Below are 24,874 nucleotides of genomic sequence, written 5' to 3'. Positions count from 1 at the left end.
GCTGCCTACAGACGGCGGCGCAATTCGGTCTGCTGCGACAGCCGCGCCTGATCCATCATGAACTGCTGCAGCTTTTCCATCGCCGGACGCGGCATCGGATCCTGACCGCTCAGCATCAGCGTGAGCGCGACGCGGCTGACGCCGATCCGCTGGGCCAGCTGATCGAGCGACAGCGCCGCCATCTTGCAAGCCTGCGACACGGCGACGATCGAGCCCTTCTCGACGAAGAAGCGGCCCCACTGTTCCTTCACATTCAACTTGGCCGGCAGGCTGGGCATGGATGACGCATGGGCCGACGACGCATGACGGGCGGCGACCATATCAGGCGGCAGCAGGGCGCCGGCGGCCGGCGTGACCGGATTGTTGCTCGGCGACGACATGCTCGGCGTGGCCGACAGGCGCGGCGGCGGCGGGGCGGGCTGGAATTCCTCCAGGCGCGGCGCCTTCTCGATGCCCTCTTTCAGCAGCTGCCGCACGGACTCGATCAGTTCCTCGCTGATCGGCGGCGCCAGTTCATATTCTTCGCCGAAGCGGTCGTAGTACTGCGCGATCTCGCTCAGGCGATCCAGCCGGCGCATCAGGAATTCACGACTGCCCAGCGGCAGGCGACGGCCCGAGCGCGTGATGTTGATCAGGTAGATGCGCGTGGTGTCGAGTTCGAGGATGGTGATTTTCCAGCGGATCTTCGAGAGATGCTTGCGCAGCGGCTTCTGCTTGCTCTCGTCGAATTCCGGGATGCGCCCATCGACCAGGTCCACGAAGACATAGAAATGCTCCATCTTTTCGACGAAGCGTTTGTAGTCCGAGAAATTGGCGGAAAGATTCTGCTCGTTACCGCAAAACGCGAGCAGCTCCCGGCTCTGGTTTTCCACCACGCCGACCAGTTTCAGGGTTTCCTGAATCACCGGTTTGAGGGCTGCCTGTTTCACCGCGTTTCTCGCGCTGCCTTGCTGTTGAGGTTCGTCTGCATCTTAGGGCACTGAATCTGTCCTAATTTTGGCAGAGAACTGCGCCTGCAACAACAAAACCTGCGCGTGCAGGTCGCTTGTCACAACTTTATCACTTCTGAGAAGATTTAGTTAACGTGCTCAACTCGCAGGCAAATCATGCGGTGCACAGTAGAGATTCGCGGATCGCAGGCTGCGGCAATAGTGCAGCGCCGCGGCACGATCAGCAAAACCGCCGACCAGAAGACGCACCACCTTGCCGCGCTGGCCGCCGAGGTCGATCTCGACATAGCGCCGGTCGGCGGTCCTCAGTTGCGGGACTCGCTCGGCCAGTCGCGGCCAGGCCGCTTCGGCTTCGGCCAGAGTCTTGTAGCTGGCGACATGGCCGGCAAAGCGCGCAGGTGCCGGCGGCGGCGGGATGGCCGCCACTTCCATCTTCGCTTCCGGCACAACGGGCCTGGGCGCCTCGACCACCATCGGCGGCTCGACCAGGACCATGGGCTCGACGTCGGGCGTATCGGCGCAACCGGCGAGCAGAACCGGGACAGCCAGCAGAACCAGAATCAGTCCGGCCGGCCGCAGGCTCATTTCTTCTCGACCAGCTTGAATAGATTCCGGTCCAGCAGGGCGCTGACCGACACCGTCTTGGTGTTGCTGGAGTCGCGCTCGTTGATCAGCTGGACGTGCAGTGCGTCCTCGCCGGGAAACTGGATCAACCGCGCCACGCGCCAGAAAAAGCCCTGACGCTGCTCGAAACGCTGGCCCGGGACGATGTCCTGGGCGGTAAACTTTGCCATCTTTAAACACCTTGAATTGCTGCCGTTAAGCTAGCGCATTTCAACTTGCGCCGCCAACTGGCCCGGAGATGACCACAGCAGTCACATAATTTGGACGGGTGCCCGCTCCTCGGGAGCGAGTCGCGGCCGTCAGGCGACCTGACGGATTTCGAACACGAACACCCCGCTCCGCTCCTCGGCCGACAGCAGCGTGAAGCCGGCAGTCTCGCACAGGGCGGTGATATCCCGCATGGCGGCGGGGTCGGTCGCCTCCACGGTCAGGGTCTGGCCGGCGGGAACCGCCTTCATCGCCTTCTTGGTGCGCAGCACCGGCAAAGGGCAGTTGAGGCCTTTCAGGTCGAGAATATCGCTCATCGTTCGCACGCATTTAACATGACAAGTTGTTGATTAATATAATACTTCACCTCGCCAATGTAAATCCGGTATCCTGCCTCCATCATGTCCCTTCTCGATACCCCTGCCCATCTCGCCAATCTCGGTGGCCTGCTGCTCGGTCTGGTCTTCGGCGCCGTGGTCCAGCGCAGCAACTTCTGCACCATGGGTGCGATCAGCGACATGGTGCTGATGGGCGACAAAAGCCGCCTGCGCAGCTGGGTGCTGGCCATCGCGGTCGCCATGCTGGGCAGCCAGCTGCTGCATCTGGCCGGGCTGATCGACCTGAAGGCCTCGATCTACGCCAGCGCCAGCCTGAACTGGCTCGGCGCGATCCTCGGCGGCCTGCTGTTCGGCTTCGGCATGGTCCAGGCCGGGGGCTGCGGCAACCGCACCCTGGTGCGTTTCGGCGCCGGCAACCTGAAATCCCTGGTCGTCGTGCTGATGATTGCCATTGCCGGCTATGCCACGCTGCGCGGCCTGTTCGGCCCGGCGCGGCTCTGGCTCGAGACCGGCACGGCAATTGATCTCAAAGCCTTCGGCGTCGCCAGCCAGGCCCTGCCCGACCTGCTGGCGCGCGCCTCCGGCATCGATGCGACATCCTTGCGCTGGCTGCTGGCGTTGGCACTGCCCGCGCTGCTGCTGGTCTGGGTGTTCCGCGATGCGCGGTTCCGCTCAAAGCCCGTGCTGATCGTCGGCGGCTTTGTCGTCGGGCTTATCATTGCCGGCGGCTGGGTCGTGACCGGCATACTCGGCGCCGATGATTTCGAACCTGTCCCGCTCGCCTCGATGACCTTCGTGGCGCCTGTGGGCAGCACGCTGCAATACCTGATGACCTTCACCGGCGCGCGGCTCGATTTCGGCATCTGCACCGTGTTCGGCGTCATCCTCGGCGCTTTCGTGATGGCGAAGGCGAATGGCAGCTTCCGCATCGAAGGCTTCACCAGCGCACAGGATCTGCTGTCGCATCTCCTCGGCGGCGTGCTGATGGGCGTCGGCGGCGTGCTGGCCCTGGGCTGCACCGTCGGCCAGGGCCTGACCGGGATCGCCACCCTGGCGCTGGGCAGCTTTGTCGCAGTCGGCGGCATCGTGATTGGCGGTATCCTGGGGGTCCGCTATCTTGAGGAAGGCAGTCTGCCTGATGCCATCCGCGCACTGTTCGCGCGCGGCTGACACTCCCCTCGCAGGAGCGATATCCGAGTTATGGGCGGCCTTGATATTTCCTATGCCGGCGCGGCCGGCGCCGGGCTGATCAGTTTCCTCAGTCCCTGCGTGCTGCCGCTGGTGCCGGCTTACCTCAGCTTTATGGCCGGTACGACGCTCGAGAGCATGCTCGACGATGCCGGCGCGGCACGGTCCGCAACGACGCGCCGCGTCTTCGTCTCGGCACTGGCCTTCGTGATCGGCTTTTCGACGGTCTTCATCGCCATGGGCGCCAGCGCCTCGGCGCTCAACCGCCTGATCCTCGAGAATATCGACATCATCGGCAAAATCGCCGGCGCGGTGATCGTGCTGTTCGGCCTGCATTACATGGGCCTGCTGAAAATTCCGCTGCTGTATCGCGAGGCGCGCTTTCACACCAAAGAGAATTCTGGCGGCCTGGTTGGCGCCTATCTGCTCGGGCTGGCCTTCGCTTTCGGCTGGACGCCCTGCGTCGGGCCGATCCTGGCCACCATCCTGACCGTGGCCGCCAGCCGCGACGAGCTTGGCTATGGTATCTCGCTGCTGGCGACCTATGCACTGGGCTTAGGGATTCCCTTCCTGCTCGCAGCTTTGGCCGTAAGGCCGTTCATGCGCTTCATGCAGCGCTTCCGCCGTCATCTGCGCAAGGTCGAGTTCGGCGCCGGCGCCCTGCTGGTGCTGACCGGTATCCTGATCTTCACCAACAGCCTCGGGCAGTTCAGCTATTTCCTGCTCGATCTGTTCCCCTGGCTTGCCACCATCGGCTGAAATCTGGCGGCCAAGCTGCCCTGCCATATTGCCGCCACAGTCTGGTCACTGGACCTGGCAGCCCTATGAGCCAAATCTGTTTCTCATAAACGTCAGGAGGAAAAGTGGCTCGAATGGCAGAAAACAGCGCCTGTGGGCAGCGGGTCGGCAGGCCCCGCCCGGGCGAAGACCCGGAGGACGAGATCGGACGCGACATGGCCCCTGATAAGGGCCCTGTCGCGCCGAAAGGTCATACGCGGCTGCGCGTGATGGTGCTGGAGGACGAACCGCTGGCTGCCATGGCGCTGGATGACATGCTGGTCGATCTGGGCTTCATCACGCTGGGCCCCTTCATGGAACTGGATGACGCCACCGATTTCGTGCGCGACCATGCCGCCGAAATCGACGTCGCCATCCTGGACGTCAATATCCATGGCGATCTCAGCTTCGATCTGGCCGCCCTGCTTCACCAGCGCAACATTCCCTTTTTCTTTTGCAGCGGTTACAGCAAGGAGGCGTTCGATCCGCGCTGGCGGCGCTGGCCCAATCTCGGCAAGCAGTATAGCGAGGCCCGCCTGACGGCCATGATCGAGGAAGCCTGTGGCGTGCGGGCCTGAACGGTCTTTTTTGCCACAAACTTTTTTGTTGCCAAAAAGCCAAATAAATACAGAGTTATAACCTCTTTCCTATGCCCCGGTATTTCGGCTAAGCCGATCCGGTGAACACGATTTCAGACGCCTTTCTGCTATCGCTGCAGATGATGGCGCAGCTCGATCCCGAGTTGCTGCGCATCATCGGCCTGTCGCTGCGCGTCAGCCTGACGGCGGTGGTGATCGGCAGCATCCTCGGCCTGCCGCTCGGCGCGCTCCTCGCCCTCACCCGCTTTCCCGGCCGTGACGCCTGTGTCGTCGTGCTCAATGCCTGCATGGGTCTGCCGCCCGTCGTGGTCGGACTCATCGTGTATCTGATCCTGTCGCGCTCCGGCCCGCTCGGCACCTTCGGCTGGCTGTTCACGCCGGCCGGTATGGTGATGGCGCAGGTGGTGCTGATCACGCCCATCGTGGCCGCGCTGTCGCGCCAGACCGTGGCCGATCTCTGGATCGAATACGAAGAACAACTCCGCTCGCTCGGCCTGACACCACTCAAGGCCATCGCCACGCTACTTTGGGACGGCCGCTTTTCACTCAGCACCGCCGTCTTCGCCGGCTTCGGCCGCGCGATCGCCGAGGTTGGCGCCATCATCATTGTCGGCGGCAACATCAACGGCTTCACCCGCACGATGACCACCGCGATCTCGCTGGAAACCAGCCGTGGCGATCTCGCGCTCGCCATGGCGCTCGGCATCGTGCTGCTCGCCATCGCCATCAGCATCAACGCGGCCGCCTCCGCGCTCGGCAATGCCGCGCGCCGGCGGCAGGGCGCCTGAAGTGGGAGCTGCAGAGATGCATGCGCGCCTCTCCCTTCTGCCGCTCCAGCTTGAGGATGTCGGCTATAACGTGGATGGCCAGCGCCTGATCGGCGACATCACCCTGCGGTTCGATCCTGGCCGGCCAACGCTGGTGCTCGGCCCCAATGGTGCCGGCAAGAGCCTGCTGCTGCGGCTCTGTCATGGCCTGATCCAGCCCAGCACCGGCAAGGTGTCATGGCTCGGTCCCGCCGGCCGCAATCCGCAGAGCCGGCGCTTCGACCAGGCCATGGTGTTCCAGAAGCCAGTGCTGCTGCGCCGTTCGGTGCTCGGCAATGCGGAATTTCCGCTCAAGCTGCGCGGCCTCAATTCGGCGGCGCGACGCGATAAGGCGATGGCGATGCTGGAGCGCGTCGGCCTCGCCGCACTGGCGCAGCGGCCGGCCCGCGTGCTGTCGGGTGGCGAACAGCAGCGGCTGGCGCTGGCGCGCGCCTGGGCACTGGAGCCGCAGATCCTGTTTCTCGACGAGCCGTCGGCCGCGCTCGATCCCGGCGCGACACGTCAGGTGGAAGGCATCATCGAAAGCATCGCCGCCGGCGGCACCAAGATTGTTATGACCACGCATGATCTCGGCCAGGCGAAACGGCTGGCCGGCGACATCATCTTCCTGCATCGCGGCGGCGTGACCGAACGCACACCGGCAACCGAGTTTTTCAACGCACCGCAAAGCGACGTGGCGCGCGCCTTCCTGCAAGGCGATTTAACCTGGTAACGACCCAACGGAGGAAACACCAATGAACCGCAGACATCTTTTCAGCCTTGCCGCCGGCTTCGCCCTCGCCCTCAGCAGCACGGCCGCCCTTGCCCAGGACAAATTCATCGTCGTGGCCAGCACGACCTCGACTGAGCAGTCCGGCCTGTTCGGCCATATCCTGCCCGCCTTCACCAAGAAGACCGGCATCCAGGTGCGTGTCGTGGCGCAGGGCACCGGTCAGGCGCTGAAGACCGGCGAACAGGGCAATGCCGACGTCGTCTTCGTGCATGATCCAGTCGCCGAACAGAAATTCGTCGATGCCGGCTTCGGCGTCGACCGCCGCCTGGTGATGTACAACGACTTCGTTATCGTCGGCCCGAAGAGCGATCCGGCCAAGATCGCCAATACCAAGGATGTAGTCGCCGCCTACAAGAAGATCGCCGCCGCCAAGGCGCCGTTCGCTTCGCGCGGCGACAGTTCCGGCACGCATGCGGCCGAGCTGCGCCTGTGGAAGGAAGCCGCTATCGACGTGAAGACCGCCGGCGCCGGTTGGTATCGTGAGACCGGTTCGGGCATGGGCCCGACGCTGAACACCGCCAGCGGCATGAACGCCTATGCCTTCACCGATCGCGGCACCTGGCTCAGCTTCAAGAACCGTGGCGATCTGGTCATCGCGGTGCAGGGCGACGTCAGGCTGTTCAACCAGTATGGCGTGATGCTGGTCAACCCGGCCAAGCATGCCCATGTGAAGGTTGCTGAAGGCAAGGCCTTCATGGACTGGATCACCTCGAAGGAAGGCCAGGATGCCGTCGCCGCCTACAAGATTGAGGGCGAGCAGCTGTTCTTCCCGAACTACAAGCCCGGCGCGAACAGCTAAATGCGCCGGCTGGCTCTGGCCTTCGCCACCATGCTGGGTCTGGGCAGCGGGTCTGCCGCGTCGCAGGAACCGGTCCGGCTTTATGCCGCCGGTTCGCTGCGCGCGGCGCTCACCGAAGTCGCCAACGCCTTCAGGACGGAAACCGGCCTCAGCGTGGCGGGCACCTATGGCGCCTCCGGTCTGCTGCGCGAGCGGATCGAGAAAGGCGAACCGGCCGAGATTTTCGCCTCGGCCAATATGGAACATCCGCAGATGCTGGCGCGCAGCGGCAGGCTAGGCCCTGTCGCGCTGTTCACCCGCAACGAGATGTGCGCGCTGATCAACCCCGTGATCGATGTTACGCCCGACACGCTGCTGACCCGCATGCTGGACGCTTCCGTGCGGCTCGGCACGTCTACACCGAAAGCCGATCCCTCAGGCGATTATGCCTGGGAGGTGTTCCGCAGGGCTGACGCCGTGCGCGCCGGCAGCTTCGCGACACTGGAGACTAAGGCGATGCAACTGACCGGCGGGCCGCAATCGCCGCCCCCACCTGTCGGACGCAATGTCTATGGCATGCTGGTCGACCAGGGCCAGGCCGACATCTTCCTGACCTATTGCACCAATGCCGTGCTGGCGCGGAAGGAAACCCCGGCGCTGCGGCAACTCGCATTGCCCGAAAACCTCCGCGTCGGCGCTGATTACGGGCTCGGTGTGGCCACGACTGCGCGAGCCGAAGCCAAACGCTTCGCGGATTTCGTGCTTTCGCCCAAGGGGCAGGCTATCCTGACGGCACAGGGCTTTTCACCCATCCGCTAGAAGGAACCGCTCCATGAAGCTGAGTGCGCGCAATATCCTCAAGGGCAAGGTCAAGGACATCACCAAGGGCAAGACTACGGCGACGGTGAAGATCGCTGTCGGCGACAGCCTTGTCACCGCCTCCATCACGATGGACGCCCTGAAGGAACTGAAACTCAAGAAGGGCGAGACGGCCTACGCCATCATCAAGGCTTCGGACGTCATCGTCGGCAAGTGATGCGTCTCAGCCGACGTGCCCTGCTCGGCTCGGTGCTGTTGGCGCCGTTCGCCGCTTATGGGCAGGCTGAACGCCGCATCACAGACGATGCCGGCCGCAGCGTTGCGTTGCCTGCAAATCCGGCGCGCGTCTATGCCGCCGGGCCGCCGGCTTCGCAACTCGTCTTCGCCATCAGCCCCGACAAGCTGCTCGGCTGGACCACGCACTGGCGCGAGCATGAGCGACCCTATGTGGCGCAACGCTATGCCGACCTGCCGACGCTCGGCCGCCTGACCGGTCGCGGCAACACCGCCAATGTCGAAACCGTGCTGGCAACGAAGCCCGAGCTGATCTTCGACTATGGCAGCGTGAATGCCACCTTCGCCTCGCTGGCCGACCGCGTGCAGCAGCAGACCGGCATTCCATATCTGCTGCTGGATGGCAGCTTCGATGCCATGCCGGCCAGCATCGAGAAGCTGGGCGCGGCACTGGACGAGCAGCCGCGCGCCGCCGACCTCGCCAACTGGGTCCGCGGACAACTGATGCTGGTGGATGAACGGCTGGCGACAATTCCGGCCACGCAGCGGCCGCGCGTCTATTACGGACGCGGTCCGCGCGGGCTGGATACTGGCCTCGCCGGCTCGATCAACACCGAGATCATCGAACGTGCCGGTGCGGTGAATGTCGCAGCCTCGCTCGGGCGCGGCGGTCTGGCGCAGGTCTCGCTTGAACAGATTCTGGCCTGGGCGCCCGAGGTGATCATCACCATCGATCCGAATTTCCATGCCAGCTTACGCAGCGATCCGCTGTGGCGCGGCGTGCCGGCAGTGAAAGACGGCCGCGTCTATCTGGCGCCGAACGCGCCTTTCGGCTGGGTCGATTTCCCGCCCGGGCTCAACCGCATGCTGGGCCTGCGCTGGCTCTGCGCCCTGCTCCATCCGGTGCAGTTCCCGGAAGACCTGCGCGACTTTGTCGCCGATGCTTACACCCGCCTCTATCACCAGCGGCCGAGTGACGCGCAGCTCGACAGCCTGCTCGCCTCGATGAAGGGGTTCCAGTTGTGACGCGGACTCTGCTGGCTTTCGCCGCCACTGCGGCCCTGCTGATCCTCTGCGCCATTATCGCACTGACCGCCGGACGTTTCCCGCTGCCGGTCAGCGACGCCTTGTTCGGTTTGCTCCGCGCGGTGTTCGGCCAGCCGAGCGGGCTGGAGCCCGGCGCGGATGGCGTGCTGTTCCGCATCCGCCTGCCGCGTGTCGCCGCCGCGATCACGGTCGGTGCAGCCCTCGCAGCAGCCGGTGCCGCCTATCAGCAGCTGTTCCGCAATCCGCTGGTCTCGCCCGATATCCTCGGCGTGTCGTCGGGCGCGGCGCTGGGGGCGGTGCTCGGCATTTTCCTCTCGCTCGACATCCTCGGCATCCAGATGCTGGCCTTTGTCATCGGCCTCGCCGCAGTGGCCGTCGTCTATGCCGTCGCTTCAGCCGTGCGCGGCCATGATCCGGTGCTGACGCTGGTGCTGGCCGGCGTGCTGATCGGCGCTTTGGCCGGTGCCGGCGTCGGCCTGATGAAATACATCGCCGATCCCTACAACCAGCTGCCCGCCATCACCTTCTGGCTACTCGGCAGCCTCGCCGCCACGGCCGCCGGCGATGTCTACACGACGATCCCGGTGGTGCTGGCCGGCCTGCTGCCGCTCTGGCTGCTGCGCTGGCAGCTCGATGTGCTGTCGCTCGGTGACGAAGAGGCGCGCAGCCTCGGCGTCAACCCCACCCGCGTGCGGCTGGCGGTGATCGCCGGCGCCACGCTGATCACCTCGGCCGTGGTGGCAATCAGCGGTGTGATCGGCTGGGTCGGGCTGCTGATCCCGCATCTGGCGCGCCTGCTGGTCGGGCCGCGCTTCGTTCTGCTGCTGCCCGCCTCGCTATTGCTGGGCGCCGGCTACATGCTCGCCATCGACACGTTGGCCCGCATGGCGGCACGGATCGAAATTCCGCTCGGCATTCTGACGGCTGTGATCGGCACGCCGGTCTTCCTGTGGATCCTGATCCGCACGCGCCGGAGTTGGCAATAATGGGCTGGCAATGACGCTCGAAGCGCGCGACCTTTCCATCGGCTTCGGCAGCCGCGTGCTGGCCAGCGGCCTGTCGCTTACGCTGCCGGCGGGGGAAATCCTCTGCCTGCTCGGCCCCAACGGCGTCGGCAAGACCACATTGTTCCGCAGCCTGCTCGGCCTGCACAAACCGCTGGACGGACAGGTGCTGGTCGAGGGCACCGACATGGCGACGCTGACACCAGCCGACATCGCGCGCCGCATCGCCTATGTGCCGCAGGCGCAGACCGGCTATTTCCCCTTCACGGTTTTCGATGTCGTGCTGATGGGCCGTAACGCGCATCTCAAGCCCTTCTCGGCACCGACCGCGAAGGATCGCACGGCCGCCAATGCCGCGCTCCAGCGGCTCGGTATCGGGCACCTGTCCGACAGTATTTACACCCGGATATCGGGCGGCGAACGGCAACTTGTCCTGATCGCCCGCGCGCTGGCCGCCGAGACCAAACTGCTGGTGCTCGACGAACCGACGGCGAGTCTCGATTTCGGCAACCAGATCCGCGTGCTGGACGAGATCGCGCGACTAGCCTGGGACGGCATGGGCGTGCTGCTATCCACCCATGATCCCGACCAGGCTTTCCTCTGCGCACATCGCGTCGCGCTGTTGCAGCGCAGCGGTGCGCTGGTGACCGGCACACCTGAGGAAGTGATCACGCCTGCCGCGCTGCACGCCCTCTATGGCGTGACCGTGGAAATTGCCGAATTGCCGCTGCCCGGCGGCCGGCGGCGCCGGGTCTGCTTGCCGCTGCCGGCCGGCTCGCGCTAGCATCGCGCAGAAAAAACGGAGGAAACATGGAGACGCAGGCATTGCTGCAGGCTTTCAGCGCGGCCGTACAGAACCGCGACGGCAAGGCTTTTGCCGCACTCTTCACCGAGGATGCGGTCTATCACGACGTTTTCTACGGCGCCTTCCATGGAAGGCAGAAGATCGCCGAACTGGTGGACGACTGGTTTTTTCGCACGGCGGAAGAGTTTCGCTGGCACCTGCATGATCCGGTCAGCAACGGCACGACGCTCTATGCGCGCTACACCTTCTCCTACAAATCGCTGCTGCCCGAGGCCAACGGCAAGCGCGTGATGTTCGAGGGTGTGGCAATCTATACCTTGCGCGACGGTCTGATCGCCGATTACCGCGAGGTGGCGAATACCGGCCCGGCCCTGCTCGACCTCGGCTTCCCGCCCGAGCGGGTGGCGAAAATCCTCGCCCGCGAAGGCGCAGCGCTGAAAAGCCGGGCGGAAGCCAAACCACATCTGGCTTAAGGCGCTGGCCCGACTCGGACGCGATCCGCTATGCAGGGGGCATGTGCGGACGCTTCAGCCTGACCCAGCCCCTCGATAGCCTCGCGGCTTTCTTCGAGCTGTATGAGCTGTTGCAGAAGCCTAACCTGCAGCCGCGCTGGAACATCGCGCCGACGCAGAAATCCGCCGTCGTGCGCAATACAGCCGGCAAGCGCGACATTGCCCTGCTGCGCTGGGGTTTTGCCGGGCCGAACAATGCACCGCTGATCAATGCGCGTTCGGAAACCGCCACGCAAAAGCCAACCTTCGCGGAAGCCTTCGCGCAGCGCCGCTGCCTGATCCCGGCCGACAGCTTCTATGAATGGCAGGTCATCGAAGGCCAGAAAACCAAGCAGCCCTGGCGGATCGGCCTCAAGGGCGGCGCGATGATGGCCTTTGCCGGCCTGTGGCAGCCTGAAGCTGCCTTCGGTAACGAGGACTGCTTCACCATCCTGACGACTGCCGCGAACGACTACCTCAGCCCCCTGCATGAACGCATGCCCGTGATCCTGCCGCGCGAGCAGTTCGGACTCTGGCTCGATCCGGCCACGCCGCGCCCGATCCTGCAGCGCCTGATGCAGGGCTATCCGGCCGAGGCCATGGCGCGCTATCGCGTGACGCCGGTGGTGAATGGCGTGAAGGTGGACGGGCCGGAATGTTTCGCGCCGCTGAATCCCGCGCTCAAGGTCGCCTGATCACCCCAGCATCTGCCCGCCATCGACAGCCACGGTCTGGCCGGTGATCCAGCTTGCCCCAGCCGAGCACAGGAAAATGGCAGCATTCGCCACTTCCTCGGCGGTGCCCATGCGGCCGAAGGGAATGCCGGCGAGAATGCCGTTGTAGAGTTTCGGATTGCCGGTCTTCGCCTGGTCCCAGACGCCGCCGGGGAATTCGATCGAGCCCGGCGCGATGCAGTTGACGCGGATATTGTCCTTCGCCAGTGCCGCCGCCTGCGTCAGGGTCAGCTGGATCAGCGCGGCCTTCACCGCGCCGTAGGGCGGCGTGCGCACGCTGGGCGCCAGACCTGAGATCGAGGAGATATGCAGGATCGCGCCGCCACCCGCCTTCTGCAGATGCGGAACCGCCGTCTGCGTCGCGCGGACCGTGCCCATCAGGTCGACATTGATCGAGGCGGCCCAGCCGGCCTCGTCGTCGGTGCGGCCAAAGCCGGAGGCATTGTTGACCAGGATATCAATGCCGCCGAGCGCCTGCGCCGCCGCTTCGACATAGCCGCGTACGGCATCGCCGTCGCCCAGATCGCAGGTCGCGGCATGAACCTTCGCACCGGTCTGCTTCAGTGCGGTCTCGGCATCCTTCACGCCATCGGCGCCACGCGCGCAGATCGAGACCGCTGCACCTTCCTGAGCAAAGGCCAGGGCGATCGCCCGGCCGATACCACGGCTGCCGCCTGCCACCACCACGCGCCTGGTCTTGAGATTGAGGTCCATCGGTTCGCTCCCGTTGTGTGACGGAAGCTTTGCCCAACGAAGACAGCGCTGCAAGTCGCGGCCGTGTCTGGTATGCTTCTGCTGATATTGGCGCGGCCCCATGGTGCCCTGAAGTCCGGTTTTGCCGCCACACTGAACGGAACGCGCTGCCGCAACTGCATCTCGAACATTCACGCTGCGGGGATGAGCCATACGGCCGCCAGCGACCTGCTGGTCTGGCTGCTGCGCGAGGCGAAACGGCGGCAGCTGTCGGGCATTAACCTCAAGGTAGACCCGGCTGCCGCCCTGCCGCCGCCTACATCATGACATCGCCGCCATTGACGCGGACATGCTGGGATTTCAGGTCGCGCACCGACATGCAGCCACAGGCATGCGCGATGGCTTCCACGTCATGCTGCACGGCCTTGGCGTAGTTGGCGACCCGCACGGCCTTGCGGGTCGGATCGAGGCCGCGCATGAAACGAGGATCGTTCGAAGTCACCCCAGTCGGGCAATGGCCGGTGTTGCACTTCATCGCCTGGATGCAGCCGAGCGCGAACATGTAGCCGCGCGCCGACACGACATAGTCGGCGCCCATGCAGATTGCCCAGGCCACCTTGTCAGGCGTCAGCAGCTTGCCTGAGGCGATCAGGCGGATGCGATTGCGCAGCTCGTAGCCGCGCAGCTTCTGCGCCACCAGCGGCAGGGCCTGGGTGATCGACTGGCCGACATAATCCGCCAGCGGTGCCGGCGCGGCGCCGGTGCCGCCCTCGCCGCCATCGATCTGCATGAAATCGGGCGCTTCGTCCTGATGCTGCGACAGGTAGTCGAAGAACTCGTCGAGAAATTCGTAGCTGCCAACCGCCATCTTGATGCCGACCGGCTTGTCGACCACCTTGCGCACGCGGTTGATCAGCGCCACCAGCGACGGAATATCAGTGACGTCGCGATGGCGGCTGGGAGAGATCGAGGCCTTGCCCTCCTCGATACCACGGATGCCGGCGATCTCTTCGGTCACTTTCGATCCCGGCAAGATGCCCCCGCGCCCGGGCTTGGCGCCCTGGCTGAGCTTGATGCAGAACATCTTCACTTGCGGCAGCGCCGCGATCTTGCGCAGGCGCTCTTCATCCAGATTGCCATTCGCATCACGCACGCCGTATTTCGCCGTGCCGATCTGGAAGCAGATGTCGCAGCCACCCTTGAGGTGATGCGACGACAGACCACCCTCGCCGGTATCCATCCAGATACCGGCCATGGCCGCACCTTCCGACAGCGCCTGCACGGCGGCGGACGACAGCGCGCCGTAGCTCATGCCGGAAATGTTGAAAAAGCTTTTCGGTTTGTAGGGCTGGCCGACGATGCCCTTGCCGATCCACTTGCCGGTATAGATTTCGGCTTCGTCGTCATTGATCGGGAAGGCGGAGTGCAGGAAATAGATGTGGCCGGGCTGCTGGCTGTCGACTTCGGAACCGAAGGCGACGTAGTTCGACACGCCCTTGGCCGAGCGGTAGACCCAGGCGCGCGTCAGGCGGTTGAACGGACGCTCTTCCCAGTCGGCGGTGAACCAGTACTGGCGAAAATATTCGCCGAGATTCTCCATGACATAACGGAAGCGTCCGTAGATCGGAAAATTGCGGCGGATCGCATGATCGCGCTGGATCCAGCGGTCATAGACGTAATACCAGCTCATCGTGCCCAAACCGAGCAACACGACGGCGGCCAGGACATAGCCCAACACCACCATGACAGGTCTCCCACCCTATCCGCACCGGCGAGACAGCCGGACGCGCCAGCCTAGCACAATCAGTGATAGCGAGCCGGGATTAACATTCGATAACGGCCAAATCCCTTACGGCCGCGGGCCCAGCATACTGCGCGGATCAGCCAGCCGGTCGTACTCCTCAGCCGTCAGGAAACCGAGATCGATGGCGGCCTGCTTCGGGCTGGTGCCCTCGGCAAAGGCCTTGTTGACGATCTGCGCCACCTTGTCATAGCCCAGATGCGGATTGAGCGCGGTGGCGAGCATGATGGAATGCTCCACGTTGCGCTGCAGCGTAGCCGTATTGGGCTCGATCCCGGCCACCATGCCGCTGCCGAAGACGCTGGCGGCATCCGACAGCAGCTCGATGGATTTGAGCACATTCTGCACGATCACAGGCTTGGCGACGTTGAGCTCGAAATGGCCGGCGGCGGCCGCATGCGTCACTGTCACGTGGTTGCCCATGACCTGGTAACAGACCTGCAACAGCGCCTCGGCCAGCGTGGGATTGCGCTTGCCCGGCATGATCGATGAGGTCAGGCCGTCATGCGGCAGCACCAGCTCGGCCAGACCCGCGCGCGGCCCCGCACCGAGGAAGCGGATGTCGTTGGCGATCTTGGCCAGCGACACCGCCACGGTGTTGAGCATGCCGCTCGCCTCCACCATCGCATCATGCGCGCCCATGCCCTCGAACTTGTTCGGGTTGGCGGTGAACGGCAGGCCGGTGAGTTTGGCGAGTGCGGCAGCAAAGGCGGTATCAAAACCGACTTTGGCATTCAGGCCGGTGCCGACCGCCGTGCCACCCTGCGCCAGCGGATAAAGTCGTTTCAGGGATTCCGTCGCGCGGTCGACGCCGAGTTCGACTTGGCGCGCCATCGCACCGAAGCCCTGGCCCAGCGTCATCGGCGTGGCATCCTGCAGATGCGTGCGCGCGATCTTGGCGACGTCCTTCCAGGCCTCGGCCTTTTTCGCCAGTTCCTGATGCAAGCCCTGCAATGCCGGGATCAGGCGCTGATGGATCTGCAGCACGGTGACGATATGCATCACGGTGGGAAAGCTGTCGTTCGACGACTGGCCGCGATTGACATGGTCGTTCGGATGCACCGGCTTCTTGGTGCCGCGCGGCTGGCCCAACAGTTCGTTGGCGCGGTTGGCGATCACCTCGTTGGCATTCATGTTGGTGGCCGTGCCCGAGCCGATCTGCCAGACCGGCAGCGGGAAATGATCGTCGAACTTGCCATCGGCCACTTCGCGCGCCGCCTGCTGCAGCGCATCGACGATCTCGGCCGGCAATTCGCCAAGTCCTGCATTGGCCTGGGCGGAGGCCAGCTTCTGCAGCCCGATGGCGTGCACCAGCGCCGGCGGCAGCCGTTCGCTGCCGATCCGGAACAGCATCAATGCCCGCTGGGTCTGCGCGCCCCAGTAGCGGTCGGCGGCGACCTCGACGGTTCCGAAGGCATCGCGTTCCTGGCGGGTAGACATCTCGAACACTCCTTTATGGCTCTGCAATCAAAATAGGGCAGTTCGGGACAGGCGATAGCTATGCCTAGGTATTATCCAATTACGACAGGCAGAGTGCACAATATTCCGGCAGCCCTTCGGTTCCACACGCCGGCAGGGTCGCTCGCCGGGCGAGTCGGTACTTCCTTGGAACGAGGCCGCATAACCCTGTGGGGCGGCATACATCCTGCATTGGTTCAGGCGTCTCGCCACTACCAAACAGAGCCATAAAAACAATGTCTGCACAGACTCACCATCTGCAGGTGCATCAGCTTATCGACGGCATCGAACGCGACGTCCAGGAGTTCGGCGCCAACAACGAGGACATCGCCTTCCAGACCACACTGCTGGCGCTGAACGCGTCGATTGAAGCCGCGCGCGCCGGCGAGGTCGGCCGCAGTTTCGCCGTGGTGGCGCAGGAAGTGAAGGCGCTGGCCAATCAGGCGTCCGAAAATTCCAAACGCTTCCGCGACGTGGTGCTGACCCGCATCAACGAATCCAAACGCGCCGCCGAAGAGATCGTCGACCAGATCGTGAAGGACCTGGAAGGCCCGCGCCTGACCGACATGGCGCAGACCATGGTGCAGCTGATCGTGCGCAACCTGTATGAGCGCACCTGCGACTGCCGCTGGTGGGCCACCGACGATGCCATGTGGCAGGCGCTGGAAACACCGTCCGACGAGTTATATGCCCGCGCCGGCGAGCGGCTGGAAATGATCAACCGCTTCTACACCGTCTATCTCAATCTCGTGCTGGCCGACGCGAAGGGCCAGGTCATCGCCACCTCCAATCCACGCACATTTCCACGCGCTGCACGCGCCAATGTCTCGCGCACCCACTGGTTCCAGGCGGCGATGCAGAGCCGCAGCGGCGACGACTATATCGTCGACGACGTCACCCAGAGCGGCAGCCATGAAGGCAAGGCCGTCGCTGTCTACGCCGCCGCCGTGCGCAAGGGCGGCCAGATCCATGGCGAGCCGCTCGGCGTGCTGGGCGTGATCTTCGACTGGGACAAGCAGGGGCTGAGTATCGTCAAGGATGAGCCCTCGCTGTCGGCCGAAGAATGGCAGCGCAGCCGCGTGCTGCTGCTGGATGCCAAACGCCGCATCATCGCGTCGTCGGATGGCGCCGGGCTATACCAGCCCTTCCCGCTGCAAAACGAAAACAAGGAACGCGGTTACTATTACCAGCCCGACGGCACGCTGGTCGCCTATGCTCATACCATCGGCTACGAAACCTACGATGGCCTGGGCTGGTATGGCGTGATCAGCCAGACGCCGCGGCCGTAACTTCTAACTCCATCGTCACCCCGGGCTTGCCCCGGGGTCCCATTTTTTCCATTGCCCAAAACAAATGGGATCCCGGGTCTTCGCTGCGCTACGCCCGGGATGACGGCTTGTGTTGTTTACGCAGGCCGCCGCCACAACCACGTCAGTTCATGCTTGTTGTGATGCAGGTGCAGCAGGCGGCTGCCGGGGATGGCCGCGAAGCCCTGCGCCGTCTCGAAATCCGTCTCGCCCTGGAATTTCAGCGTGCAGACGGCGTTGCGTACATCGGATACCGCGAGCCAACGCTCCACCAGCTTGAGCAGCCGCGCCGGATAGCAGATCACATCCGAGCAGAGCCAGTCGACGCGCGGGAATTCCTTCGGTTCCAGCGCAAAGGCGCTGCCCTGCTTCCACTGCACTGTCTTCATCGCGGCGACATTCGGCGCCAGCGGCGCCTTGTCGATCGCCGTCACCGTCGCGCCGAGCGAGCCGAGCACCCAGGTCCAGCCGCCGGGCGATGAGCCGAGATCGAGGCAGATATCGCCCGGTTTCGGAAGATCAGTGCCTAATTCCAGGCGATGCCGCGTCAGTCCTTCCCAGAGTTTGAGATAGGCGCGGCTCGGCGGACCCTCGCGATCCTCGTTGAAGGCAAATTCGCCATTCGGCATCGGGCTTGAACAGCGCGCCGCATAGAGCAGACGATCCGGCGCCAGCAAGGTGAAACTGCCCAAGGGAGCTGCCGGCAGCGGCACGCCGAAAGTCAGCGCCTTGCCTGAGACATGCGGCAGCTTCTCGGTGATCAGCTTGGCGCGGCCATGATGCTGCGGCGCATAGGGCACCCAGTTACGCTGGATCGCCTTCAGCTTCGTGGCCGCATCGCCGATCGAGCCGATCTGCGTCTCCTGCACATCAAACCAGGTGTTGGCGGCCCAGGCTGCCGGCTCTTCGCCGTCCGCAATCAGCAGCCGGCCATGCTCGGCGCGCAGCCGCGCGGCCAGTTCGATACGGAGCTGGTCTTCAAATCCATCGGCGGCGAGATAGGCGGTGGTCGTCATGGCCGCCCTCAATGCCGCATCGCGACGGCAAAATCGAGGATCGTCGGCGGACGCCCTGAATTGATATTGCTCTCGTCTTCGTGTACACTAAATGTTCCTGAACTTGGCGCCCAAATCCTGGTGACATCGTGAATACGAATATATGCAGCCGCGCCGCCGCCTGGAGGCAGTGCATGCTTACTTCCGCTCCTGAGAGGTGCCGCGAGGGATGGAATAAAGGGTCGTATAAGCGAAAATAAGGACGTTATAAGGGCCAAATAAGCCGGAATAAGCATCGGATAAGCCGCTGTGACAGGCTGGCCAGTCAATCCAAGTTATTGAAATTGCTCATTTCCGCCTTCGATGGTGGGGCAAATGCCCGGCGGGAAGGCCCGCATCGGGAGACTGCCCGTCTCCGGCCATTCCCTGTCGCGCAACCCGTGTTGCCAGCCCATGTTGCCAGCCCATGTTGCCAGCCTGTGGAAAATCGCTATAGTCCGCGCCCTCACATAGCTCCTTGCTGGGTCTCTTATGGAGTCCCGGCTAGGTCCGATCCGTCGCCGCATGGTGCGTCGCCGCCGGGCCGCTAAAGCCAGAAGGAGAGCTGCCGATGGCGTTCTACGAGAACGTTTTCATCGCGCGTCAGGACATCTCGACCGCCCAGGTCGAGGCGATGGCCGCGCAATTCACCGATATCATCAAGGCCCAGGGCGGCGAGGTCTCCAAGACCGAGCAGTGGGGCCTGCGCAATCTCACCTATCGCATCAAGAAGAATAAGAAGGGCCACTACGTCCTTCTGAACATCACTGCGTCGGGTGCTGCGATTGCCGAAATGGAGCGCAACATGCGCATCCATGAAGACATCCTGCGTTACCTGACCGTGCGCGTGGAAAAGCTGGACGAAGGCCAGTCGGCCATCCTGGTGAACAAGGATCGCGGTGATCGTCCGGAGCGCGGTGGCTTCGGTGATCGTGGCGGCTTCGGTGGTGGCGGACGCGGCTTCGGCGGCGACCGTGGCGATCGCGGTGGTGATCGTGGCGACCGCGGTGGCGATCGCGGCGAGCGTCGTCCCCGTTTTGAACGTGAAGAGTCGGCTCCGGCCGCCGCTCCTGCTGGGGAGAACGCCTAATGTCGAGCACTGGTACGTCTTCTGATCGTGGCGGCAAGCCCGCTGGTCGCGGCGGCGCAGGTGGCGCCGGTGGCGCCCGTCGTCCGTTCTTCCGCCGTCGCAAGACCTGTCCGTTCTCCGGCGCCAACGCGCCGAAGATCGACTACAAGGACGTGAAGCTGCTGTCGCGCTTCATTTCCGAGCGCGGCAAGATCGTTCCGTCGCGGATCACCGCAGTGTCGGCCAAGAAGCAGCGCGAACTGGCCCAGGCCATCAAGCGCGCGCGCAATCTGGCCCTGCTGCCGTTCGTCATCAAGTAAGGCCACGATCCCCGCAAGGGGATTGAACCGGACCTCGCAATCATGACCCGCAGCCTGATCTTCGGCAGCCTCGCAGGCATAGCCAGTGCAGTGCTCGTTCTGACCGCCGCAAGCGGTCCGCTCGGCATCATGCTCGGCTATCTCGCACCGCTGCCGTTGTTCTTCGCCGGCCTGACCCATGGCGTGACCGCCGTGGGGATTGCCGGCGTGGTGGGCACGCTGGTCAGTGCAGTCAATGGCCTGCTGGCCGGCGGCGTCTATCTCGTCACCTTCGCGGCCCCGGTCGCGGTGGTGGTGCGTCAGGCCCTGCTTGCCCGTCCTGCCACAGAGGCTTCGACGGGTGCAGACGTCAGCGACGGACTGGAATGGTATCCGGTCGGTCGTGTGGTGCTGTGGCTCGCCGGCTGGTCGCTCGGCCTGTTTGGCATCGCCCTGCTGCTCACTGCGGACCGCGAAGGCGGTCTGCCGTCGATGCTGCAACCGCTGCTGACCCAGTTCCTGTCTGCGATGCAGCAGGGTGCTGGCCAGGGTGCGGATCTTGAGGTGATGGCCAAGCGCCTTGCCCTGCTGATGCCGGCCGTGTTCGGCGTCAGCTGGCTGGTGATGATGACGATCAACGGTACGCTCGCGCAGGGTATGGCGGTGCTGCTCAAGCAGAACCGCCGGCCGACCCCGCTCTATCGCTCGTTCACCCTGTCGCGGTCTCTGGCCGTGGCTCTGGTGGCGGCGCTGGTCGCGGCGGCGGTGCTGCCGGGCGACGTTGCTTTCATCGGCGGCACGGTCGCTGCCATTCTCGCCTTCCCCTTCTTCCTGCAGGGGCTGGCGGTGGTTCATGGGCTGGCGGCGCGAGCTTCCCTGCCTGGTCTGGTTCTTGCCGCTTTCTACGCGGCGTTGGTCGTGGCTGGCGCACTGGTCGGTGTACTGGTGGTCATCCTGGGTTTCATCGAAGAATGGGCGGGTTTCCGCCGGCGTTTCGCCGGGGCCGGAACCAGCCAGGAGAAGAACTAATGGAAGTCATCCTGCTTGAACGTGTGGAAAAGCTCGGTCAGATGGGCGAAGTGGTGCGCGTGAAGGACGGCTATGCCCGTAACTTCCTGCTGCCGCGCAAGAAGGCGCTGCGGGCCACCGCAGCCAACAAGGCGGTTTACGAGAAGCAGAAGGCGCAGCTCGAAACCCAGAACCTGGCCAAGAAGGGCGAAGCCGAAAAGGTTGCCGTCAAGATGGCCGGCCTGACCATCACCCTGCTGCGCCAGGCCGGCGACAGCGGCCAGCTGTTCGGTTCGGTCAGCGCCCGCGACATCGCCGATGGCGTCACGGCCGCCGGCTTCACGACCAGCCGCCAGCAGATCGCGCTCACCGCTCCGATCAAGACGATCGGCGTGTACAGCGTGTCGGCTGCCCTGCATCCGGAAGTGACCGTCGAAGTGAAGGTCAACGTTGCCCGCTCCGAGTCCGAGGCCGAAAAGCAGGTCGCGGCCGAGAGCCTGCTCGACGAAGGCGTCACGCTGGACGGCGATGAAGATGCCGAAGACGCTGAAGACGCCGAGAAAGGCGACGAAGGCGAGGACGAGAAGGCCTGATCGCCTTTCCGCCTTATCAACTCTGGAAGAGGCCCGCGCACTGCGCGGGCCTTTTTCTTTGTGCTGGGCGAAGGCCCTCACCCCAGCCCTCTCCCGCAAGCGGCAGAGGGAGGGCCCCGTCGCGAAGCGGTGGGGGTAAGGCTTCTCTACACCTCCCCACCTGCTGCTCAATTTTTAGCCCCGGCCTGACTGCAATCCGGTCAGCGACCGGCAACCGCCCGCATTTGCCCAGAAAATGCCCCGGCATGCTTCTTGCGACACGGAGTGTGAAGCCGGACTGCCCGGCGCTTCCACCAAGGGACAAGATCATGCCGTTCTCCCTCCGCCCATTCTCCCGCCGTTCTGTCCTGCTGGCCGCCGCCATTGCCGCCGCGCCCCTGGCCTCGCTGTCCACGCCGGCCCATGCCGATGCGCTGGACGACATCATGAAGGCCAAGGTGATCCGCATTGCCGTGCCGCAGGACTTCCCGCCATTCGGCAGCGTCGGCACCGACCTGAAGCCGCAGGGGTATGACATCGACATGGCGCAACTGATCGCCGACAAGATGAAGGTGAAGCTGGAACTGGTGCCGGTGACCTCGGCCAACCGCCTGCCCTATCTGCAGACCAAGAAGGTCGATCTGGTAATTTCCAGCCTGGGCAAGAACCCGGAGCGTGAGAAAGCGATCGACTTCACGGCCGCTTACGCGCCGTTCTTCTCTGGCGTGTTCGCTCCGGCCAAGACCGCGGTGAAATCCGCCGCCGACCTGAAGGGCAAGACCATCGGCGTCACGCGCGGCGCGCTGGAAGACCTGGAGCTGACCAAGATCGCGCCCGAAGGCGCCGACATCAAACGCTTCGAGGACAACAACACCACGATGACGGCGTTCCTGTCGGGCCAGACCGAATTGATCGCCACCGGCAATGTGGTCGCGGCCGCGATCATCGCGCGCAACCCGCCGAACAAGCCGGAGACCAAGTTCATCATCAAGGAGTCGCCCTGCTTTATCGGCCTGAACAAGGACGAGCCCAAGCTGCTGGCCGAGGTGAACAAGATCATCGCCGCCGCCAAGACCGATGGCAGCCTGAGCAAGATCAGCCAGAAATGGCTGGGCCAGCCGCTGACCGGCGACCTGCCGAGCTGAGTGGCTTGAACAGGCTCACTCGAAAACTAAATGGGGCCCCCGCTTTCGCGGGGGTGACGATCCCTGGTTTAAACCGTCACCCCGGCCTTGAGCCGGGGTCCCGTTTTCTTTTGCTGAACCCGGCATGAACTACACCTTCCACTTCGCCGATGTCTTCGCCTATGCCGACCTGCTGCTGCGCGGCGCCTGGCTGACGGTGCAGCTCAGCGCGATCTCCACCATGCTGGGGCTGATCGTCGGCATCGCCGGTGCGCTGGGCCGCAATTCGCAGATCACGCCTGTGCGCTGGCTGGCGACGGCCTATGTCGAACTGATCCGAAATACGCCCTTCATCGTGCAGCTGTTCTTCCTCTACTTCGGACTGGCGCAGATGGGCATCAAGATGACCGCCGGCCAGGCCGCGCTGCTGACCATGGTGGTCAATCTCGGCGCCTACGCCACCGAGATCGTGCGCGCCGGCATCGACGCGATTTCCAAGGGCCAGTGGGAAGCCGGACTGAGTCTTGCCATGACGCGCTGGCAGGTGTTCCGCCATGTCGTGCTGCTGCCGGCGCTGGAGAAAATCTATCCGGCGCTGACCTCGCAATTCATCATCGTCATGCTCGGCTCGTCGGTGGTGTCGCAGATCTCGGCCGAGGAACTGACCTTTGCCGGCAATTTCATCCAGTCGCGCAACTTCCGCAGCTTCGAGGTCTATTTCGTCATCACCGGCCTCTACCTCCTGCTCGCGCTCGGTTTCCGCCAGGTGTTCCGCCTGATCGGCCAGCGCGTCTTCCGGAAGGCCTGAGGCCATGGTGCAGTTCACCTTCTGGGACATCCTGCGCAACCTGCTGCTGGCGGCGCAATGGACCGTGCTGCTGTCGCTGATCGCCTTCATCGGCGGCGCCATTGTCGGGCTTCTGGTTTGCGTCGCGCGGATTTCGAAATCACCCGGCCCGCGCTGGGGGGCGCGCATCTATATCGAGGTGCTGCAGGGCACGCCGCTGCTGATGCAGCTGTTCCTGTGTTTCTTCGGTCTGTCGCTGATCGGGCTGAATGTGCCGCCACTGGCCGCCGCCGCCATTGCCTTGACGCTCTACACGTCCGCATTCCTGGGCGAGATCTGGCGCGGCTGCGTCGAGGCGATCCCGAAAGGCCAGTGGGAGGCCAGTGCCAGCCTCGCACTCACCTATCCCGAGCAGATGCGCTATGTGATCCTGCCGCAGGCCATGCGCATCGGCGTCGCGCCTACGGTGGGGTTCGCCGTGCAGGTGGTGAAGGGCACGGCGCTGGCCTCGATCATCGGCTTCGTCGAGCTGACCAAGGCCGGCACCATGATCAACAACGCCACCTTCCAGTCTTTCCTGGTCTATGGCCTGGTCGCGCTGCTGTATTTCGCCCTGTGTTTCCCCCTGTCGCTGCTCAGCCGCCGGCTGGAAAGGAGGCTGAATGTCGCTCGTGCGTCTTGATGGCGTGGAGAAGCGCTTCGGTGACCTGCATGTGCTGAAAGGCGTCGATCTTAAGGTCGAAGCCGGCCAGGTGGTCGCGATCATCGGCAAGAGCGGCTCGGGCAAGTCCACGCTGCTCCGCTGCATCAACGGGCTCGAAACCCACAATGACGGCCGGATCACCGTGGACGGCAAGGTGGTGAGCGAGGACGCGCGGTCCTTGCGCGAGCTGCGCCAGACCGTCGGCATGGTGTTCCAGCAGTTCAACCTGTTTCCGCATCTGAGCGCCGGCCGCAACGTCATGCTGGCGCCGATGGTGGTGCTCAAGTCGCAGGGCCAGGCCTCCGAGGCGCTGGCGCGCGACTGCCTGGCCAAGGTCGGCCTGGCGGAGAAATTCGACACCTATCCCGACAAGCTGTCGGGCGGCCAGCAGCAGCGCGTGGCAATTGCCCGCACACTGGCCATGCAACCCAAGATCATCCTGTGCGATGAGATCACCTCCGCGCTCGATCCGGAGCTGGTGGCCGAGGTGCTGAAGGTGGTGAAAACGCTGGCCGACCAGGGCATGACGCTGATCATGGTGACCCATGAGATGGCCTTCGCCCGCGAGGTCGCCGACCTGCTGGTGTTCATGCATCAGGGCCGCGTGCATGAAGTCGGGCCGCCGGCCGAGCTGTTCGATGCGCCGCAGACGCCCGAACTGCGGCAGTTCCTCGGCGCGGTACTGTAATCCAGCCTGGCCACGACTCGGAGATGGGCTGCCAAGCTCCGGGATCGAAAGGCGTAGCCTGTGGATTTCTTCTGCTAACTCACTGACTTACAAAAGCGACTTATCCCCAGCCAGATTTAGGTGGATAATAAGCTGTC

The 24,874-nt window shown here is 64.2% G+C and carries 30 protein-coding genes and 1 pseudogene; 23 read left to right on the top strand and 8 right to left on the bottom strand.

Translation table 11 applies throughout. The features are described 5' to 3' along the window. Window positions 1-5: 5 nt before the first annotated feature. The 4 genes from FNB15_RS14785 to FNB15_RS14770 all read right to left on the bottom strand — a co-directional run bounded on the left by FNB15_RS14785 (window position 6) and on the right by FNB15_RS14770 (window position 2,098). On the bottom strand, window positions 6-929 hold the full coding sequence (locus tag FNB15_RS14785; protein WP_144069446.1) for a hypothetical protein: 924 nt from the start codon (window positions 927-929) through the stop codon (window positions 6-8). 159 nt (window positions 930-1,088) lie between these two features. Then, complete coding sequence (locus tag FNB15_RS14780) at window positions 1,089-1,535, bottom strand: SPOR domain-containing protein (protein ID WP_144069445.1); 447 nt, start codon at window positions 1,533-1,535, stop codon at window positions 1,089-1,091. After that, on the bottom strand, window positions 1,532-1,744 hold the full coding sequence (locus tag FNB15_RS14775; protein ID WP_144069444.1) for a hypothetical protein: 213 nt from the start codon (window positions 1,742-1,744) through the stop codon (window positions 1,532-1,534). The genes FNB15_RS14780 and FNB15_RS14775 overlap by 4 nt, the downstream gene beginning before the upstream one ends. Window positions 1,745-1,873: 129 nt before the next feature. Continuing rightward, window positions 1,874-2,098: a sulfurtransferase TusA family protein gene (locus FNB15_RS14770; protein WP_144069443.1), complete on the bottom strand. Its 225-nt coding sequence runs from the start codon at window positions 2,096-2,098 to the stop codon at window positions 1,874-1,876. Between the two features lie 84 nt (window positions 2,099-2,182). Between FNB15_RS14770 and FNB15_RS14765 the strand changes: the two genes are divergently transcribed. The 13 genes from FNB15_RS14765 to FNB15_RS14705 all read left to right on the top strand — a co-directional run bounded on the left by FNB15_RS14765 (window position 2,183) and on the right by FNB15_RS14705 (window position 12,155). Then, window positions 2,183-3,289: a YeeE/YedE family protein gene (locus FNB15_RS14765; protein WP_144069442.1), complete on the top strand. Its 1,107-nt coding sequence runs from the start codon at window positions 2,183-2,185 to the stop codon at window positions 3,287-3,289. Between the two features lie 30 nt (window positions 3,290-3,319). Further along, complete coding sequence (locus tag FNB15_RS14760; protein WP_144069441.1) at window positions 3,320-4,066, top strand: cytochrome c biogenesis CcdA family protein; 747 nt, start codon at window positions 3,320-3,322, stop codon at window positions 4,064-4,066. Window positions 4,067-4,260: 194 nt separating this feature from the next. Then, a complete protein-coding gene (locus FNB15_RS14755; protein ID WP_185973568.1) occupies window positions 4,261-4,662 on the top strand; it encodes a response regulator in 402 nt (133 codons plus the stop codon). A gap of 101 nt (window positions 4,663-4,763) precedes the next feature. Continuing rightward, a complete protein-coding gene (locus FNB15_RS14750; protein WP_144069439.1) occupies window positions 4,764-5,471 on the top strand; it encodes an ABC transporter permease in 708 nt (235 codons plus the stop codon). Window positions 5,472-5,487: 16 nt separating this feature from the next. Next, window positions 5,488-6,222, top strand: coding sequence for an ATP-binding cassette domain-containing protein (locus FNB15_RS14745; protein WP_144069438.1), 735 nt, complete (start codon window positions 5,488-5,490; stop codon window positions 6,220-6,222). Between the two features lie 22 nt (window positions 6,223-6,244). Beyond that, window positions 6,245-7,081: an ABC transporter substrate-binding protein gene (locus FNB15_RS14740; protein ID WP_144069437.1), complete on the top strand. Its 837-nt coding sequence runs from the start codon at window positions 6,245-6,247 to the stop codon at window positions 7,079-7,081. Further along, the gene (locus FNB15_RS14735; RefSeq protein ID WP_144069436.1) at window positions 7,082-7,879 is read left to right on the top strand and encodes a molybdate ABC transporter substrate-binding protein; all 798 of its coding nucleotides are present in this window, start codon (window positions 7,082-7,084) and stop codon (window positions 7,877-7,879) included. A 13-nt stretch (window positions 7,880-7,892) separates the two neighbouring features. Then, complete coding sequence (locus FNB15_RS14730; RefSeq protein WP_144069435.1) at window positions 7,893-8,096, top strand: TOBE domain-containing protein; 204 nt, start codon at window positions 7,893-7,895, stop codon at window positions 8,094-8,096. Beyond that, a complete protein-coding gene (locus FNB15_RS14725; protein WP_144069434.1) occupies window positions 8,096-9,139 on the top strand; it encodes an iron ABC transporter substrate-binding protein in 1,044 nt (347 codons plus the stop codon). Before FNB15_RS14730 ends, FNB15_RS14725 begins: the two co-directional genes overlap by 1 nt. Continuing rightward, window positions 9,136-10,146 (top strand): FecCD family ABC transporter permease, encoded by a 1,011-nt coding sequence (locus tag FNB15_RS14720; protein ID WP_144069433.1) that lies wholly within the window; start codon window positions 9,136-9,138, stop codon window positions 10,144-10,146. The genes FNB15_RS14725 and FNB15_RS14720 overlap by 4 nt, the downstream gene beginning before the upstream one ends. A gap of 10 nt (window positions 10,147-10,156) precedes the next feature. Next, window positions 10,157-10,948, top strand: coding sequence for an ABC transporter ATP-binding protein (locus FNB15_RS14715; protein WP_144069432.1), 792 nt, complete (start codon window positions 10,157-10,159; stop codon window positions 10,946-10,948). A 26-nt stretch (window positions 10,949-10,974) separates the two neighbouring features. Further along, window positions 10,975-11,442 (top strand): nuclear transport factor 2 family protein, encoded by a 468-nt coding sequence (locus tag FNB15_RS14710; protein WP_144069431.1) that lies wholly within the window; start codon window positions 10,975-10,977, stop codon window positions 11,440-11,442. A gap of 41 nt (window positions 11,443-11,483) precedes the next feature. After that, window positions 11,484-12,155, top strand: a complete 672-nt coding sequence (locus tag FNB15_RS14705; RefSeq protein WP_144069430.1) for an SOS response-associated peptidase — start codon at window positions 11,484-11,486, stop codon at window positions 12,153-12,155. Here FNB15_RS14705 and FNB15_RS14700 read toward each other — a convergent pair whose 3' ends face one another. Further along, window positions 12,156-12,908: an SDR family NAD(P)-dependent oxidoreductase gene (locus FNB15_RS14700; protein ID WP_144069429.1), complete on the bottom strand. Its 753-nt coding sequence runs from the start codon at window positions 12,906-12,908 to the stop codon at window positions 12,156-12,158. A gap of 72 nt (window positions 12,909-12,980) precedes the next feature. Here FNB15_RS14700 and FNB15_RS14695 point away from each other — a divergent pair, with 72 nt between their 5' ends. Beyond that, a complete protein-coding gene (locus FNB15_RS14695) occupies window positions 12,981-13,214 on the top strand; it encodes an ethanolamine ammonia-lyase light chain EutC (RefSeq protein WP_144069428.1) in 234 nt (77 codons plus the stop codon). Here the strand turns inward: FNB15_RS14695 and FNB15_RS14690 are convergent. Together FNB15_RS14690 and FNB15_RS14685 are read right to left on the bottom strand one after the other, a co-directional pair. Beyond that, complete coding sequence (locus FNB15_RS14690) at window positions 13,204-14,631, bottom strand: FMN-binding glutamate synthase family protein (protein ID WP_144069427.1); 1,428 nt, start codon at window positions 14,629-14,631, stop codon at window positions 13,204-13,206. The two genes, FNB15_RS14695 and FNB15_RS14690, sit on opposite strands and share 11 nt — an antisense overlap. Window positions 14,632-14,736: 105 nt before the next feature. Next, the gene (locus FNB15_RS14685) at window positions 14,737-16,128 is read right to left on the bottom strand and encodes a class II fumarate hydratase (RefSeq protein WP_144069426.1); all 1,392 of its coding nucleotides are present in this window, start codon (window positions 16,126-16,128) and stop codon (window positions 14,737-14,739) included. 338 nt (window positions 16,129-16,466) lie between these two features. Between FNB15_RS14685 and FNB15_RS14680 the strand changes: the two are divergent. Next, window positions 16,467-17,435, top strand: a pseudogene (locus FNB15_RS14680) (methyl-accepting chemotaxis protein); the annotation flags it as partial. Window positions 17,436-17,551: 116 nt separating this feature from the next. Here FNB15_RS14680 and FNB15_RS14675 read toward each other — a convergent pair. Beyond that, a complete protein-coding gene (locus tag FNB15_RS14675) occupies window positions 17,552-18,469 on the bottom strand; it encodes an SAM-dependent methyltransferase (RefSeq protein ID WP_144069424.1) in 918 nt (305 codons plus the stop codon). A 589-nt stretch (window positions 18,470-19,058) separates the two neighbouring features. Here FNB15_RS14675 and rpsF point away from each other — a divergent pair. The 8 genes from rpsF (at window position 19,059) to FNB15_RS14635 (ending at window position 24,737) form a co-directional block, all read left to right on the top strand. Next, window positions 19,059-19,577, top strand: a complete 519-nt coding sequence (gene rpsF, locus FNB15_RS14670; RefSeq protein ID WP_144069423.1) for a 30S ribosomal protein S6 — start codon at window positions 19,059-19,061, stop codon at window positions 19,575-19,577. After that, complete coding sequence (gene rpsR / locus FNB15_RS14665) at window positions 19,577-19,876, top strand: 30S ribosomal protein S18 (protein ID WP_144069422.1); 300 nt, start codon at window positions 19,577-19,579, stop codon at window positions 19,874-19,876. The genes rpsF and rpsR overlap by 1 nt, the downstream gene beginning before the upstream one ends. Before the next feature lie 42 nt (window positions 19,877-19,918). After that, window positions 19,919-20,884, top strand: a complete 966-nt coding sequence (locus tag FNB15_RS14660; RefSeq protein ID WP_144069421.1) for a DUF2232 domain-containing protein — start codon at window positions 19,919-19,921, stop codon at window positions 20,882-20,884. Further along, on the top strand, window positions 20,884-21,456 hold the full coding sequence (rplI, locus tag FNB15_RS14655) for a 50S ribosomal protein L9 (RefSeq protein WP_144069420.1): 573 nt from the start codon (window positions 20,884-20,886) through the stop codon (window positions 21,454-21,456). The genes FNB15_RS14660 and rplI overlap by 1 nt, the downstream gene beginning before the upstream one ends. Before the next feature lie 308 nt (window positions 21,457-21,764). Continuing rightward, the gene (locus tag FNB15_RS14650; RefSeq protein WP_144069419.1) at window positions 21,765-22,580 is read left to right on the top strand and encodes a transporter substrate-binding domain-containing protein; all 816 of its coding nucleotides are present in this window, start codon (window positions 21,765-21,767) and stop codon (window positions 22,578-22,580) included. A gap of 124 nt (window positions 22,581-22,704) precedes the next feature. After that, window positions 22,705-23,367: an amino acid ABC transporter permease gene (locus tag FNB15_RS14645; RefSeq protein WP_144069418.1), complete on the top strand. Its 663-nt coding sequence runs from the start codon at window positions 22,705-22,707 to the stop codon at window positions 23,365-23,367. Between the two features lie 4 nt (window positions 23,368-23,371). Next, window positions 23,372-24,028 (top strand): amino acid ABC transporter permease, encoded by a 657-nt coding sequence (locus tag FNB15_RS14640; RefSeq protein ID WP_144069417.1) that lies wholly within the window; start codon window positions 23,372-23,374, stop codon window positions 24,026-24,028. After that, window positions 24,009-24,737, top strand: coding sequence for an amino acid ABC transporter ATP-binding protein (locus FNB15_RS14635; RefSeq protein WP_144069416.1), 729 nt, complete (start codon window positions 24,009-24,011; stop codon window positions 24,735-24,737). Before FNB15_RS14640 ends, FNB15_RS14635 begins: the two co-directional genes overlap by 20 nt. Window positions 24,738-24,874 lie beyond the last annotated feature (137 nt).

Origin of the sequence: Ferrovibrio terrae (assembly GCF_007197755.1) — a bacterium.
Lineage (GTDB): Bacteria > Pseudomonadota > Alphaproteobacteria > Ferrovibrionales > Ferrovibrionaceae > Ferrovibrio > Ferrovibrio terrae.
Note: the sequence above shows the minus strand (reverse complement) of the source record. Positions and strands in the feature narration are given on the sequence as shown.